This is a genomic window from Streptococcus sp. FSL L8-0526, from assembly GCF_038007145.1.
GTDB classification, from domain to species: Bacteria; Bacillota; Bacilli; order Lactobacillales; family Streptococcaceae; genus Streptococcus; species Streptococcus thermophilus.
This window is the reverse complement of the sequence record NZ_JBBOWP010000001.1, coordinates 963,403-977,746: the sequence shown is the minus strand read 5'-3', so window position 1 is coordinate 977,746 and position 14,344 is coordinate 963,403. Positions and strand designations below refer to the sequence as shown.

Annotated in this window: 15 protein-coding genes and 5 pseudogenes; 10 read left to right on the top strand and 10 right to left on the bottom strand. The window is 38.3% G+C overall.

Annotated elements, in window-relative coordinates; translation table 11 throughout:
- Positions 1 to 59 precede the first annotated feature (59 nt).
- Entirely contained in the window at positions 60 to 1,388 is a 1,329-nt protein-coding gene (brnQ, locus tag NSQ85_RS05165; protein ID WP_179973851.1) for a branched-chain amino acid transport system II carrier protein, read from the bottom strand.
- A 213-nt stretch (positions 1,389 to 1,601) separates the two neighbouring features.
- Positions 1,602 to 2,307, bottom strand: a pseudogene (gene manA / locus NSQ85_RS05160) (mannose-6-phosphate isomerase, class I); the annotation flags it as partial.
- Between manA and NSQ85_RS05155 the strand changes: the two are divergent.
- Positions 2,301 to 2,378: pseudogene (locus NSQ85_RS05155) on the top strand (DUF421 domain-containing protein); the annotation flags it as partial. The pseudogenes manA and NSQ85_RS05155 overlap by 7 nt on opposite strands.
- A gap of 67 nt (positions 2,379 to 2,445) precedes the next feature.
- Entirely contained in the window at positions 2,446 to 2,640 is a 195-nt protein-coding gene (locus NSQ85_RS05150; RefSeq protein WP_002951308.1) for a CsbD family protein, read from the top strand.
- A gap of 236 nt (positions 2,641 to 2,876) precedes the next feature.
- Here the strand turns inward: NSQ85_RS05150 and NSQ85_RS05145 are convergent, their stop codons facing one another.
- Positions 2,877 to 3,017 (bottom strand): hypothetical protein, encoded by a 141-nt coding sequence (locus tag NSQ85_RS05145; RefSeq protein WP_265578801.1) that lies wholly within the window; start codon positions 3,015 to 3,017, stop codon positions 2,877 to 2,879.
- A gap of 492 nt (positions 3,018 to 3,509) precedes the next feature.
- Positions 3,510 to 4,895 (bottom strand): amino acid permease, encoded by a 1,386-nt coding sequence (locus NSQ85_RS05140; RefSeq protein WP_002951311.1) that lies wholly within the window; start codon positions 4,893 to 4,895, stop codon positions 3,510 to 3,512.
- 322 nt (positions 4,896 to 5,217) lie between these two features.
- Between NSQ85_RS05140 and NSQ85_RS05135 the strand changes: the two genes are divergently transcribed.
- The 6 genes and pseudogenes from NSQ85_RS05135 (at position 5,218) to NSQ85_RS05110 (ending at position 8,379) form a co-directional block, all read left to right on the top strand.
- On the top strand, positions 5,218 to 5,760 hold the full coding sequence (locus tag NSQ85_RS05135; RefSeq protein ID WP_223899664.1) for a hypothetical protein: 543 nt from the start codon (positions 5,218 to 5,220) through the stop codon (positions 5,758 to 5,760).
- A gap of 12 nt (positions 5,761 to 5,772) precedes the next feature.
- Complete coding sequence (locus NSQ85_RS05130; protein ID WP_322745648.1) at positions 5,773 to 6,369, top strand: hypothetical protein; 597 nt, start codon at positions 5,773 to 5,775, stop codon at positions 6,367 to 6,369.
- Between the two features lie 74 nt (positions 6,370 to 6,443).
- Positions 6,444 to 6,674 (top strand): annotated as a pseudogene (locus tag NSQ85_RS05125) (hypothetical protein); the annotation flags it as partial.
- A 47-nt stretch (positions 6,675 to 6,721) separates the two neighbouring features.
- Positions 6,722 to 6,781: pseudogene (locus tag NSQ85_RS05120) on the top strand (hypothetical protein); the annotation flags it as partial.
- A gap of 105 nt (positions 6,782 to 6,886) precedes the next feature.
- The gene (locus NSQ85_RS05115) at positions 6,887 to 7,069 is read left to right on the top strand and encodes a hypothetical protein (protein WP_223899663.1); all 183 of its coding nucleotides are present in this window, start codon (positions 6,887 to 6,889) and stop codon (positions 7,067 to 7,069) included.
- Positions 7,070 to 7,554: 485 nt separating this feature from the next.
- The gene (locus tag NSQ85_RS05110; protein WP_340781299.1) at positions 7,555 to 8,379 is read left to right on the top strand and encodes a hypothetical protein; all 825 of its coding nucleotides are present in this window, start codon (positions 7,555 to 7,557) and stop codon (positions 8,377 to 8,379) included.
- Between the two features lie 74 nt (positions 8,380 to 8,453).
- Here NSQ85_RS05110 and NSQ85_RS05105 read toward each other — a convergent pair.
- Positions 8,454 to 8,768, bottom strand: a pseudogene (locus NSQ85_RS05105) (IS3 family transposase); the annotation flags it as partial.
- 134 nt (positions 8,769 to 8,902) lie between these two features.
- On the opposite strand from NSQ85_RS05105, the gene NSQ85_RS05100 reads away from it, so the two are divergent.
- Positions 8,903 to 9,274: a hypothetical protein gene (locus NSQ85_RS05100; RefSeq protein WP_134973317.1), complete on the top strand. Its 372-nt coding sequence runs from the start codon at positions 8,903 to 8,905 to the stop codon at positions 9,272 to 9,274.
- Positions 9,275 to 9,395: 121 nt separating this feature from the next.
- Positions 9,396 to 9,959, top strand: a complete 564-nt coding sequence (locus NSQ85_RS05095; protein ID WP_232087316.1) for a hypothetical protein — start codon at positions 9,396 to 9,398, stop codon at positions 9,957 to 9,959.
- Between the two features lie 69 nt (positions 9,960 to 10,028).
- On the opposite strand, the gene NSQ85_RS05090 is transcribed toward NSQ85_RS05095, so the two are convergent.
- The 5 genes from NSQ85_RS05090 to NSQ85_RS05070 all read right to left on the bottom strand — a co-directional run bounded on the left by NSQ85_RS05090 (position 10,029) and on the right by NSQ85_RS05070 (position 14,139).
- On the bottom strand, positions 10,029 to 10,793 hold the full coding sequence (locus NSQ85_RS05090) for an amino acid ABC transporter ATP-binding protein (protein WP_084828932.1): 765 nt from the start codon (positions 10,791 to 10,793) through the stop codon (positions 10,029 to 10,031).
- An 11-nt stretch (positions 10,794 to 10,804) separates the two neighbouring features.
- Positions 10,805 to 11,491 (bottom strand): amino acid ABC transporter permease, encoded by a 687-nt coding sequence (locus NSQ85_RS05085; RefSeq protein ID WP_084828933.1) that lies wholly within the window; start codon positions 11,489 to 11,491, stop codon positions 10,805 to 10,807.
- A 3-nt stretch (positions 11,492 to 11,494) separates the two neighbouring features.
- Complete coding sequence (locus NSQ85_RS05080; RefSeq protein ID WP_084829722.1) at positions 11,495 to 12,187, bottom strand: amino acid ABC transporter permease; 693 nt, start codon at positions 12,185 to 12,187, stop codon at positions 11,495 to 11,497.
- Positions 12,188 to 12,255: 68 nt separating this feature from the next.
- The gene (locus tag NSQ85_RS05075; protein ID WP_084828935.1) at positions 12,256 to 13,122 is read right to left on the bottom strand and encodes a transporter substrate-binding domain-containing protein; all 867 of its coding nucleotides are present in this window, start codon (positions 13,120 to 13,122) and stop codon (positions 12,256 to 12,258) included.
- Positions 13,123 to 13,140: 18 nt separating this feature from the next.
- Positions 13,141 to 14,139 (bottom strand): uroporphyrinogen decarboxylase family protein, encoded by a 999-nt coding sequence (locus tag NSQ85_RS05070; RefSeq protein WP_084828936.1) that lies wholly within the window; start codon positions 14,137 to 14,139, stop codon positions 13,141 to 13,143.
- Positions 14,140 to 14,344: the final 205 nt, after the last annotated feature.

Here is a 14,344-nt window from a genome sequence, read left to right as displayed (position 1 = left end):
GTGACTTGGAGAGAAAAAAATCCCATCACAATTGTGATAAGATTCATTTTTATTCCATTTTATTCCATTTCGAAGCTTTCGCTCTTAATCTTATCTGGTAAAACAAGAGAGAGGAGGATGAACAAGATAGCTGGAATCAACCATGGCAGTGATGCTCCCGATAATGGAAGGAAGTTAATGATGGCATTAAGTCCTGCAAGTTTGAACTGACTGCCAATTACACTAAGCAAAGCGATAAGTGTCACTACAGTAACTGTAATTTGCATACCAGGTTTAGACAAGGCTACAAACTTATTAGCAATCACAATCATAACAATTGTGATTGTAATTGGGTAAAGAATCAAAAGTACTGGTACTGAGAAAGCAATGATATTATTAAGTCCCAAATTGGCAATCGCAAATCCAATAAGAGTAAAGACAATAGCATAGGTTTTGTATGATACTTGTGGGAAGGCCTTATTAAAGAACTCACCGGTCGCCACAATCAAGCCCGCTGTTGTCGTAAAGCACGTCACTGTTACCATAACTGCTAGGAAAATCTGTGAAATCGGACCAAAGATAGCCTGTGTTGCACTCGATAGAACTGCTGCTCCAAGGTTAGCACCTTCTCCTAAAGTTGATGTATCAAGTGGGAAATGGTTACCCAAGAATGCTAGACCTAAGTATAAACCTGAGAACATCAATCCAACCAGAAGACCTACAATCCAAATGGTTGAGATGTACTCTTTTTTAGATTTAAAGCCTAATTGATTGAGGGTTACTACTGCCACCACACTAAAGGCTACCGAAGCCAAGGCATCTAAAGTATTGTACCCTTCCAAGAAACCATTACCAAAAGCTGAGGTTTTATAAGCTTCTGTTGCAGTATGTGTGCTATGACCGCCATATTTAAAGGCACCAACTACAATCAAAATAACGATTAATAGGGCAAAAATAGGAGTCAGGATTCGACCGATACTATCTAAAATCTTAGAAGGATTCATTGCAATCCATAAAGCCAAGGCAAAATAAACAGCTGTGAAGGCAAGTAACCATAGACTAATATGACTATTACCAAGCATTGGTTCAATACCAATTGAAAAAGCTGTTGCTGCTGTCCTTGGGATGGCAAAGAATGGTCCAATAGACAAGTAAAGCACCGACAAGTATAGCAAGGCAAACTTAGGTGAGATTTTTTGAGAAATCTCATGAATATATCCCTTCGGATTTAGAGCCCCAATAATAAGTGTTAGAATTGCAATTCCGACACCAGATAGAACAAAACCGGCAATAGCTGGCCAGAAATGACCTCCAGATTCAAAGCCTAGCTGAGGTGGGAAAGTTAGGTTTCCCGCTCCGAAGAACATACCAAACAGTAAAAGGGCTGTAAGGCCTCCTTTTTTTAACATAAGTTACTCCAATCTAAAACAAAACATGACGTTTCAAAAGGAAACGGCTTGTTCATTAATACTTTTAGTTAACTTAATTAGTATGACATGATTAATTTGGAATTTCAAGCTATTGAAACTTATCCACAAAGGTTTTTAAAATTTCAAATATTCTGTCTGATTGTATGAAAAAACTAGACAAGATTCCTATCTCGTCTCGTTTAACGACTTAAATTATGGGTGACTAACAATTAGCTCAAGATTTCCCTCGATTTCCCAAGCTTGAACATCGCTTGGTAGAATGAAATGACCTCCTTTGGCAATGTCGTAATCTTGCCCGTCTACGTTAAGGCTTCCTTGACCATCAAGCACACTAAACAAACTGTAATCAGCAGTCTTTTCAAAATCAGCCTTACCTGAAATTTCCCATTTGTAAACAGCAAAGAAATCACTTGCCACTAAGAGCGTTGATTTGAGATCATCTACTTCTGTTGTAACTAGGCGACTGTTGGCAGGTTCTCCAATAGTAAGCACGTCGATAGATTTTTCTAGATGGAGCTCACGCAAATTGCCTTGGTCATCCTTACGGTCAAAATCATAAACACGATAAAGTCGTATCACTAGATTGTTGCGTTTCAAGAACCATGATACCTGCACCAATAGCATGCATGGTACCACTTGGTACATAGAAGAAATCTCCTGCTTTAACTGGAACCTTGGTCAAGAAATTTTCCCAATCCTTACTTTCAATTTGCTGGCGCAATTCTTCTTTTGATTTAGCATTGTGACCATAAATGATTTCTGCACCTGGTTCAGCGGCAATGATATACCAACACTCTATTTTACCAAGCTCACCTTCATGTTCAAGTCCATAAGCATCATCTGGGTGGACCTGAACTGAAAGCCAATCATTGGCATCCAAAATCTTCGTCAAAAATGGGATATGACAACATTTCAGATATCTTCATCGCTGAATATGATAAAGGAAACATTAATGTCGTGACTTATTAGACAAATCACTTGCATTACGGTCTAATATTTTCTACAATGGTCTCATCATAAAAAAGGAGGTACTATCATGGGTATCGAAGATAAATTGAATCAAGCTAAAGGAGCTCTTAAAGAGGGTGCTGGTAAACTGACTGGCGATAAAAAGACTGAAATCGAAGGTGCGGTTGAAAAAGTTGTAGCAAAAGCAAAAGACGGTATCAAATATGTTAAAGAAGGCGTTGATGATGCGGTTGAAGTCCTTAAAAATAGCTTTAAAAAATAAGACAAAAAAGAAGTTTTCAAGCCATTTGGCAAGAGAACTTCTTTTTTATTTTTTTCTAAACTGAAATTACTTACGAGAACGCTTGCTTCCTTTAAGTGCAAATGATGTTTCATAAGTACAGCTCCTAATGCACCTAATCCCAAGCTACTCACATCACCAGTATCTGGTAAAGTTGATTTATTTACTTGGCTACTTTGTGAACTTTTAGCAGACTGTTTAGCCTTAGAGCTTTTATTTTATTTTTGAACAAGATTAGTTTGTACAACTGAGCTAGCCAAAATTAAGCTAGCGACTAGGACTGCCCCAACTTTTTCCCGTTTTGATGATTTCTTAATGGCATAACGTTCTTGTGTTTGTTTGGTATGTTTGTATGTCATCTATTAAACCTTCTACTTACTTTTGCGATGACTCTATTAAACACGAGAAAACTAAGACAAGGCCTAAATAAACGTTAATCTTTACTTAAAGTAAAAAAGTGCCCAAAATATTGAGAACTTTCAATCTCTAGGATAGACCAGTCTAAATTTTTCCAAAACAATTTGGCTTTCCTAACTAAAATTCAATTCGGCCTCATGCAACCATTTGCTAAAGAGGTCATCATGAATCTTTTGCCAGTAAGCTAGGCTTCAATCTCCTTCACCTTCTTTGTATGGTCAACGCTAACTTGTTTAAAAGGAAGAACCACAATTTTAGTTGTTTCAATAATACAAACGGCATTTTAATTGGGCAATGGGGCCTAGCTAACTGCAAACAAGTCGAAAGGTGAGCTAATTACTGTCTTTTGTCCCATCAAAACCAGATTGTGAGCTAGTCTGTCTCTACTTCAAATATCAAAAATGGTAGGCCAAAAGGGCTCTACCATTCTCATCTTAATACTTAGAATGTTTGTAACCGTAAAAGGCATAAATAGCCGAACCAATTAGCACTGCTATGCCAAAGGCTGACCAGGTTTGCCAACTGTACTGACTCATAAATGAGAGACAGACGATGATGGAAAGGATTGGTAAGACAGGAACAAATGGGACCTTGAACTCATCCTTCTGTGGCAAGCCCTTGTCTTTACGAAGAATGATAAGAGCAATAGCCAAGAGGACCAAATAAGCCAAAGTCGAAATATTAACCAAGGATGCCATATTAGCCAAAGAAAAGATGCCTGATGAGATGGCAGAAAGGATTCCAGTCAAAAGTGTCGCATAATGTGGAACCTTATGGGTCTTTGAAACCTTTTGAAAAGTTTGTGGAAGAAATCCATCACGCGCCAAGCTATAAACCATGCGACTAAGGGCATAGGCCATGGAAATACATACGGTAATTAAGGTCATAATGGCAACTACCGATACATAATTGGCTGCCCAAGACACACCAATATAACGAAGGGCATAAGCTACGGCATCGTCGACATTTAACTTGGTATAGTGGACAACTCCCGTCAAGACTAATGAAACCACTGCATAAAGTGAAGCGACGATAATCAAAGCGAGAACTATACCTCGAGGAACATTCTTTTGTGGTTCCTTAATCTCATCTACTGTCATAGAAATGGATTCAAATCCAAGAAAACCAAAGAACATGAGAGAAGCACCTGCCATAATCCCCGTCTTCCCACCATAAATTTGGCCGAAGCCAAATGGTGCAAAGTTAGCCCAGTTGTCCGGATTCAGATGGAAAAGACCAACTAGGATGAAAACCGCCAAGGCAGAGAACTTAAGCACTACTAGGAGTGAGTTCAAACGAAGGACTTGTTTGGAATCCATGAGGAGAAGAGCCGTCACAAGCACCAAAACCAAGACTGGCAATAGGTCAATATAGGTCCCCTGACTCGGATTAAAAGGGCCACTGATAGCCTTGGGGAGCTGTAGACCAAAGCTTGCCAAGAGCCCCTTGAGGTAGGCTCCCCAACCAGAGGCAACACTAGACACGGCGTTCATGAAAACGATCATTGTAAGCCATCCGCCCATCCAAGCAGGGTACTCACCCCAAGAAGCATAGAGATAACCATAAACACCACCAGCGGATGGATAGCGTGAGGCAAACTCAGCAAAGAAAATCGCCGACATACCCACACAAACGGCTGAAATCAAAACCGAAATAATCAGGGCTGGACCTGCCAAGGTTGATGCCGCGGTACCAGTAATCGTAAAGATTCCTGTCCCAACCATGGCACCGATTCCCAGAAGGACTACATCCCTAAGGGTCAGATGCCGTTTCATCTCGGTTTGAGACAAACCAACATCCTTTTTACGAAAAATACTCATTTTTATACTCCATTTTCTGAGAAATACCGCACTATTATACCATACTGCAAGACAAAAATAGAGCTATTTCTGTGTTTTTATACCTCTATTAATAAAAAACATATCAAGATTAAGATTTCGTAAAAAGTATTTTCTAACGTGTGCCCTATATCTATCAAAAACCGACTGCTCAAAACTTTGCTTTAGTTGTCCATTATTCTGCAGTTTTAGTAAATTAGGATCATTTAAATTAGAAAACACTATGGAAAGGTTACCAATTGCGTTTGATTTTTCTAATGAAAGATGTTAGAAAGGTGGCATTAAAAGGAAAAGGGTAACTTTTATGGAAAATAGAGTTCAATTTAAACTTCATAAAGTGAAGATACAATGGGTTACCATTGCCGTGTCTGGTTTGGCATTTTGTGCCTCTTTGATTGGAGTTAGTGTCTCTGCCGACGAGCAGGCAACAAATCCATTAAGCTCAGCTAACACAGCTGAGAGCGTCAGCCAAAATCCAGATCTTGTCGTCACAGAAACAACTGTAGCTACGACAAAAGCTAATCAAGTCGCAACCAATCATACAACTGATTCAACTGCTACTGTTACAGCTGATAAGCAGCCTGTCCATAAAGAAGACCAAGCAAGTAGCACTTACAATTTGGCTAGCATCGAAACAAGAACTGCTACTTCAAATTCAGAAGTAGCTAGCTCAGCTACTGACGTAAACAGTCAAGTACCAGAATCTGTTGAAACTGCTGTCGTTTCTGGTGGTCATTTCAAGAGCGATGCTGATGGCAACTGGTACTATCTCAAAGACGGGAAAAATCTGACTGGTGCTCAAAACGTTGACCATTTCGACCTTTATTTCCACGAGAATGGCAAGTAGGCCAAGGGGGAAATTGTCACTGAAAATGGACAATTTTTCTACTATGACCAGGACAATGGACGTAAGGTAACAAATACTTCTATCAACATCGATGGTCAAACCTATAATGCAGATGCCCAAGGACGTTTAACACCTGTTCTTCCTGAAACTAACAAACGCAACCAGTTTATCGAAGATAATAACCACAACTGGTATTACCTTGGAAAAGATGGCAAACCCGTCACTGGTGCTCAGAACATTGATGGCATTAACCTCTACTTCCACGAAGATGGTAGACAAGCTAAAAACGAAATCATCACTATTGATGGTGATAGCTACTATTTCGATAAAGACAATGGGCGTCGTGTAACAGGTCGACAAGCTCTTGACAACGTCAACCATAAATACTTTGGTTTTTACTACTTCGACAAAGATGGCAAGATGGTCAAAGATGACTTCGTCACCGAGAATGGCGATCTTTACTACTTTGATGCTACTGGCAATCAACCTAATTTTGTCTTTGTTTCAGATAAAGCTGGTCATTGGTATTACATGAGGTACTTCAAGGCAACTAAAGGTTTCTCAGCCCCATTTGGTTTTGATGCCGAATTCCTAGACCGTAGCCCGTAGCCAATCCGGACTATAAGACATGCGTGCATAACCTGAACGGCCAACAGTATTACTTTGATACTAAGACTGGTATCATGGTAACCAATCGCTATGTTTCTGACGATCAGGGGAATTGGTATTACTTTGGCAAAGATGGTAGAGCGCTTCACGGTTTTCAAACAGTGGACGGTAACCTTCATTACTTCAATGATAGTGGCCAACAAGTCAAAGGTGACTTTCTTTACTACAATAACGATATTTACTATTTCGATAAGGATAATGGAAATCCAGTAACTAACCAATTCGTTAATAGAGATGATGCTTGGTACTATTTCGAAGCTGATGGTAAAGAGCCGTCTCTGGTTTCCAAACCATTAACGGACAGAACCTATGTTTCCACGAATATGGCGTTCAAGCCAAGGGACAATTGGTTACTGTTGACGGCAAAACCTACTACTTCGATCCAAATACAGGTGACAAGTGGGTTAATCGTTCACTTACCTTAAACGGTACGGTCTATAACTTTGACAATAATGGTGTGGTAACCACTAAAGCTGACCAAACCACACATCAAAACCAATTTGTTAAGGGTACCGATCAAGAATGGTACTACTACGATGCTAACGGCAAAAAGGTCACTGGTTTCCAAACCATTAACAAGGACCTCTACTACTTTAACAATAAAGGCGCCAACAAGTTCGAGGAGGTATTTTCAACCTAGGTGAAAACTACTACGTCGCCAACAAAGATACTGGTGCTACCCTTCGTAATGCCTTTTATCACGATACATCAACTGGCCCTTATGGCAACTTCTCTGAAAACATCTATTACGCTGGCAATGACGGTGCCTTCAAGACAGGCTGGTTAGAAGTCAACGGTAACCGATACTACGCTAGCGACTATTCTGATGACGATACCCCCAAAGGAAACCTTTACACAGGAGTCATCAGCTCATAACTCTTTAGTCCAGATGGGAAACTCTTGACAAACGGTCTCTAGCCTGAATTCAAGCGTACTGGTGAAAATGCTTATGAGCTTGAGGGTGTCTATGTCACAGATACTAACGGTAATATCAAAGAAGGTCCTTATCAGTATGATGGTAAGGTTATTGGGTCTAAATATAGTAGCATCCGCCAATCACAATGGTCAACTTTTGATGAATGGAACATTCTTAATGGACACCTCTACCACTTCGACTCAATGCCAATGACCTTCACAGCCCCAAATGGCCAAAAAGTGACCACAAACGTTGCCATTACAACAACTAACAAAGCCCTTACCTATCGAGGTGTGACCTTTAATTTTGATGCCAAGGGTATTGATGCGACAAAAGAAAAAGCCATCCACTTTGACCAATTGCAAACGGATCCTAGCGGTACAAGTTATCTCTATAAAAATGGTCAAAAAGTCACTGGTTTGAAGACCTTTGATGGCGTCAGTTACTATTTCTATGAAGATGGTCGTCAAGCCAAAGGAACAGAGGCTACAATTAACGGTAAAACTTACCAATTTGACCAATTGACTGGTATCATGACACGCAACGCCTTTTCAAAATCATACAATTATGAAGGCTCTCCACGCTATCCATACTACCCAACACGCTACTATGGCAACGACGGAGCTGCTCTTACCGATTGGCAAACCATCGACGGCAAAGACTACTACTTCCTAGCTAGTGGCAACCTTGAAACAGGACGTTTTGTCATAGGATACAGAGCCTACAATGCTGATGACAATGGCGTAGTTACTGACCGCAAGGGTGAACCTGCCTATCGCAATCGTATTCTCTACGATAAGGGTGACAACTATTACTACAATGACAAAAGTGAGAAAGTTACCGGCTTCCAAGAATTTGACGGAAAAGTCCTCTACTTCGACGCTGAAGGCAAACAAGTCCTCGGACGCTTTGTCACAGTTGATAACTACACCTATTATTTCGACCCTAAAACAGGGGAAAGATACACTAACCGCTCTGTCCTCATCGATGGTAAAATCTATACATTCGATAAAGATGGACATGTGGTGTCTTAAGATGAGATGAAACCAAAATGATAGGCTAGGAGGACTCTAGTATTGTACTGACCCCAAAAAGTTAGACAACTAATTTATCCAAAGGATTTAGTTCTGTATTGCACAGGACCAAGTTCTTTTAATTTTACCTTAATGTGTTTGTTGTTGTAATAATCAATATAGTCTACAATAGCTTGTTCCAATTGCTCAAGTGAGTGAAACATCTTCTCGTAACCATAAAACATCTCAGACTTGAGAATGCCAAAGAAAGACTCCATCATACCATTGTCTGGACTATTTCCCTTACGTGACATGGACGGTTGGATCCCTTTATCCTCTAAAAATTGATGATAATACTGATGTTGGTATTGCCAACCTTGGTCGCTATGGGGAATTGTATTTTCATAATATCCTATGTTATAATCACAATATATCAAGGAGGAATTAAAGAACATGAATAAGAAATTACATGCTATTATTGGGTCTTAGTGCTGCAATTTTAGCACTTGGGCTATCATCTTCTGCACTTGCAGATGAACAATAATTGCCAGTAAGTCTTCCCGCTAAAGAGGCTCTTGATAACACTTCTTTTGAAAACCTAGTTGTTGAAAACATCCCTGCTTCAGCCGTTGATGTTAATCTAGCAAACGAATCCGCAAACACAGTTACTACTGCTAATCCTGCCACTGAAGTTAACTCAGCGACCACTGCTGTCCTTAATGAGGAAGTAACTGCACCTGCACCAGCAATTGAAAATGCAACCCCTGTAAATCTTGAAGAATCAAGTCCAGTTGTATACACACCAACAGTTGATGAGCGTGTGTCAGAAGTTCGTATTCATCATATCCGTCGAACAACCGAAGCAAGTTACTCACAATTCAGCTTTCAAACAGATGTGCTTTACGCAACGATTTAAACTCCTGCTTTCACTGAATACGACAAAGCTTTTGCGCCAGCAACCGTTACCGATGAAAATGGAAAAACATGGTATTTTGCTAAATACGATGACATGGTGCTTAACAACAAGAGTAATTACGGTGCTCCAAAAAAAGGAATTGTTTCAAGTCCCATTATTGATGTCACCTACTTCTATGATGATGTTAGCCTTGCCGCCAACTGTCGCGCAACAGGCCCGTTTTGTCGATGATAAGGGACAGGAAATTGCTCCAACAAAAGTCAACATGGTTAGACGAGATATTGATTTAGCTTACTATGCCTATTTCCCGACTGCACCTAAAACAATTCAGGTGAATGGTAAAACATATGAGCTACAATTAATCGATGACCAAGAAATTAAGTCACACAAATTTAGTATCTCAAATACTGTGACAATCACGTATATTTACAAGGAAGTAACTGAAGGTACAGCTGAAAAACCTGTTACACCAACTACTCCAGTTATACCAACAAATAATAAAAAATTTCGTCTTCCTAAAGGCAATAACGGTGTAAAAACGCGTATTCCTGTTAACTACAAACACCAAACAAATTCTTCAAACCAAGGAACTGCAAAATTACGTCTCCCTAAAGGGAATAATGGTGTCAAAACACGTGTACCAGCTAAAAAGAACACTCCTATCCTTGCAGTAGATTACCTATAAGTAATAAATAAACAAAGACAAACTAAACTCGTCTTTGTTTTTTTCATTCCTAATCAACACAGTAGTTTTTTAAATCATATATTCCAAGTCGTAACTAGCATCAGAAAGAATACGTGCCAAAAATTGTTGGGTGCGTTTTTCTTTTGGTCTGTAAAAAATGTCCTTTGGACTCCCCTCTTCAATGACATGGCCACCATCCATAAAGACAACATGATTAGCTACATCTCGTGCAAAGCCCATCTCATGAGTAACGACTACCATTGTTGTTCCTTCATTAGCAAGTTGTTTCATAACGTCGAGAACATCCCCGACTAACTCTGGATCAAGTGCAGATGTTGGTTCATCCAACAAGATAACTTCTGGTTTAACTGCAATTGCTCTGGCTAAGCCAATACGTTGTTGTTGACCACCTGAAAGTTGTGAAGGATAGTAATCTTTAAACTCCAAAAGACCAACTTTCTTAAGTGCCTCTTTAGCAATTTGTTGTGCTTCACCTTTTGGAACTTTTCTAGCAATCACTAAACCTTCTAAGATGTTCTCAATGGCAGTCTTATTGGCAAATAAATTGTAATGTTGGAATACAAAAGCCGTTTTCTTTCGTATATCCAAAATCTCTTTTTTCGACAATTTGTCCAAAGAGTAATCCTTACCAGCAATTGTTAATTGCCCTCCATCTGCATTTTCCAAATGATTAAGGCAACGTAAGAAAGTTGTTTTTCCTGAACCAGATGGTCCCAATATAACAACTACATCTCCCTGTTTCACTTGTAGATTAACATCAACAAGAACCTGACGATCTCCAAATGTTTTTGATATATGTTTAGCTTCTAGCATAGTGACTCCCTCTACGTAAATTGCAATTTTCTTTCTCCAAAATTAAAGAGAACTTGAATGATACCACAAATGATTAAATATAAAATGAAGATGACAAAATAAGATTCAAAATATTGATATCCATATGCTGCTTCAACTCGTGCAATTGCTGTTATATCCTTAATCGTCATAACAAAAACAAGTGAGGTACCTTTTACAATATTAATAACTAAGTTACACAAATTTGGCAGAGCAGCTTTAAGCGCTTGTGGAAAAACTATTCTCAAATAGGCTTGTCTTGTTGTTAAACCTATGGCTTGTGCAGCTTCTAGCTGCCCCTTATCAACAGTTAGCAATGCTGAACGAATGATTTCAGATAAGCTTCCTGTTGTCATCAAGCTATAGATAATAAAAGCATAGTAGAGCGGATTAACCTTGAAGATATCTACATGACTTCCAATTCCTTTAAAAAACTGGTTTAGTAAACTGGGGAATAAACTATAAAAAAATAAAATTAACAAAATGGGTGGCGTTGCTCGGATAAAGGCAAGATAAATAACTGAAAATGTTTTGACACCTCTAACCTGATAAATTTGACCTAACGCTAAGAAAAGAGCAGGTAGAAAACTCAATAGAATAGCCACAACCATGATTCCAAGTGTTACTGGGACCCCATGTAAAGCTTTGATAAAGGTATCAATAATAAAAGTTGAATTCATTTTTTACCTCGCTTTGATACTCAATTTTTTCTCTATCATTCTAGAAATTAGAGATATTATTAATGCTATTCCCCAATATACAAGGGCAACAGCTGTGTATGTCTCCAAAGAATAATTTCCTAAATGACGACTAATCAAAAGGTTTCCCTTCCCCATGACATCAATAAATCCAATCGTATAAGCCAATGCTGAATCACGCATTAGGTTAAGCATAGCTGTTGTAATATTAGGTAAAGCAATCCTAAATGCTTGAGGAGCAATAATTCTTACAAAAGTTTGTTCAGAAGTAAGTCCAATACTAAGCCCAGCTTCTAATTGTCCTTTAGGAATTGCTTGATAAGCTGCTTTAAACACTTCTGATATCATTGCTGAAAATAGGAGAACCATGGTCACAAGAACAAATATCAATTTAGACCAATCGTTTATATCTAACCCTAACCACCAATTGAGAAATTCAGGAACTCCATAGAATACCAAGAACAACAATACAATAGGTGGAGTACAACGTAAGATAAAAACATAACCCTTAGCCAGATTTTCAAGAACTTTATTCTTAGAAAGACTTGCCCATGTTATCAAACCTCCTAATAACGACCCTAGTATAGTCGTTAACAAGAGAACTAACAATGTCATTGGTAAGCCCTTTATGATTTCGGGAATTGCTCCAATCACTTTTGAAATGTCGTAATTGACCATATTTTCTCCTAACTAAACTCGTTCAGAAGCTTATCAAAGTAGCCCACTGTTTATACATCACAATCTAATTATTTATCAACAAATGAAAAAACATCTTCGCCAAAGTATTTTTTAGATAACTTTTCAAGCGTACCGTCTTCTTTTAGTTCCTTGATAGCCTTAGTATATTCTTTTGAAAACTCTTCATTCTTACTATCACGATGGAAGAGTGGGTAAGTCGGAATACCTTTATATGGGAACCAAGTTAACTTATCCGCATATTTATGATAAGCACCATCCTTATCAGTCACAGCTTTTTCAAAAGACAATTTAATATCAAAATAAGCATCATAACGATTTTCCAAGACCCATGCATAGGCATCTGAAACTTGGAAAGATTCTGCAGATGTCAACTCAATTGGCTGATCTTTATGTTTATCGTTATACTCCTTGATAACATTCCACTGTGCATTTTGTGGTGAGATAGGTACCAATTTCCCCTTTTGTTTGGCAAAATCTGAGATATTTTTATATTTATCTTTATCTTCCTTACGAATGGTAAATCCAATAATACTTGCTCCAATTGGATCTTTTGGTATGATGAACTTTTTAGCTCGTTCATCTGTGTACCAAGCACCCTTAGTACCAATATCATATTTACCTGACTCCAGACCGATTAAGAGGTCATCATCACTTGTTCCTGTATATTCAAATTTATACTGAGGAAGCTTTTTATCAATTTCCTTTAATACAGCTACCTCATAGCCATCAGAGTTACCATCTTTATCCACAAAATCATAAGGAACATAGTTCTGATTATGGGCAACTTTTAGTGTTGTCACCTTTCCAGAGTCTGATTTTCCCTTTTTATCTCCTGTTAAACTACGTCCAATAACTGTAGCTCCAATAAGTGCTACAACAACAGCTCCACCAATAATCCATGTCTTTTTACTCATATTAATCTCTCCTATTTCTTATAAAATTGCTGCTTCACGAACCCATGCAATACGCTCGAGGCTAATATCACTAGGAATCGTACAATCAGCCCCTATGATTAACCCATGAGTTCCTGTATCAGCAATAATCTCTTTAACCTTTTCTTGAATGACCTCTTTACTTCCATTGTATAAAAGACCATCTTTACCATTTTCAAAACCTCCAAGAACTGTCCGGCCACCAAAAATATTACGACCTTCTGCCAAACTAATTCCTTCAGAAACAACCGCCCAATTAACTACCTGAGCAGGATAATCTTTAAAAAGTTCAATGTTGTTACGGGCCCCTTCATAACCACAAATATGTAGAATATTATGTCCTTTAGCTTCGTTAGCTGCTTCTAAAACCTTTAATTCACTTGGAGCAATGATTTCCTTATAAATCTCAGCGCTAACACGATTATCTTGAATACTTTGAACACTTAGGTAAATACCATCAGCACCTGCTTCTTCAATCACCCTCTGACTAAGACTTGCAATGTCTTCGCCAATAACATCTAAAACATGATTAAACGCCTTACGGTTCTCCACCATGTAATCTGCGATAAGATCATCCCCACCTGAAACTCTTCCAACTAACCATTTAAAATAAGTAACAGGAGCGAAAATATTGTAAATTGCAACAATATCTTCAGGAAAATCGGCAATCAGACTTTTTACAAGTTCAACTTGTGCAGAAATCCAAGGATGTTTTGCACCTAAAGGTTCAAGCCTTTGCAAATCACTGATTGATTTAAAATCTTTAAAAGCTGGTTGTGGGTAGGCAAAGAAACCATCACTCATCAATTTAACAAAATCAGGTTTGACTTCTGCAATAAAATTTTTATGACCAGCTTTGTTCTTATCAATAATTCCTGGATTTTCAAAACCATGTAACCACTCGTCTTCAGTTGTAAAATGATGCCAAAATCCTACTGGAACACGATCAACACTCTCTCCACGAAATGCTTTCAAAACTAACTCTCTTTTTTCTGACATAAGATTCTCCTTTTCTTTTATCCTAATATCAACAGCTTAATGAACATACCTAAAATTCTATAAACTCCTATTATCATCGCTGTTTCAAAAGTGAATGACATAATCCTATCAGAGAATAACAAATCAGTAAAATAAAAAAATTTTATCCTCTGCCATAAATTTAATTTATGATTAAAGTATCAAACTCCCAATCAAGCCAGTAGTT

Excerpts from the sequence above, each read along its gene's own strand:
- brnQ (WP_179973851.1), bottom strand. The coding sequence starts at position 1,388 with ATGTTAAAAAAAGGAGGCCTTACAGCCCTTTTACTGTTTGGTATGTTC.
- NSQ85_RS05150 (WP_002951308.1), top strand. The coding sequence starts at position 2,446 with ATGGGTATCGAAGATAAATTGAATCAAGCTAAAGGAGCTCTTAAAGAG.
- NSQ85_RS05145 (WP_265578801.1), bottom strand. The coding sequence starts at position 3,017 with ATGACATACAAACATACCAAACAAACACAAGAACGTTATGCCATTAAG.
- NSQ85_RS05140 (WP_002951311.1), bottom strand. The coding sequence starts at position 4,895 with ATGAGTATTTTTCGTAAAAAGGATGTTGGTTTGTCTCAAACCGAGATG.
- NSQ85_RS05135 (WP_223899664.1), top strand. The coding sequence starts at position 5,218 with ATGGAAAATAGAGTTCAATTTAAACTTCATAAAGTGAAGATACAATGG.
- NSQ85_RS05110 (WP_340781299.1), top strand. The coding sequence starts at position 7,555 with ATGACCTTCACAGCCCCAAATGGCCAAAAAGTGACCACAAACGTTGCC.
- NSQ85_RS05090 (WP_084828932.1), bottom strand. The coding sequence starts at position 10,793 with ATGCTAGAAGCTAAACATATATCAAAAACATTTGGAGATCGTCAGGTT.
- NSQ85_RS05085 (WP_084828933.1), bottom strand. The coding sequence starts at position 11,491 with ATGAATTCAACTTTTATTATTGATACCTTTATCAAAGCTTTACATGGG.
- NSQ85_RS05080 (WP_084829722.1), bottom strand. The coding sequence starts at position 12,187 with ATGGTCAATTACGACATTTCAAAAGTGATTGGAGCAATTCCCGAAATC.
- NSQ85_RS05075 (WP_084828935.1), bottom strand. The coding sequence starts at position 13,122 with ATGAGTAAAAAGACATGGATTATTGGTGGAGCTGTTGTTGTAGCACTT.
- NSQ85_RS05070 (WP_084828936.1), bottom strand. The coding sequence starts at position 14,139 with ATGTCAGAAAAAAGAGAGTTAGTTTTGAAAGCATTTCGTGGAGAGAGT.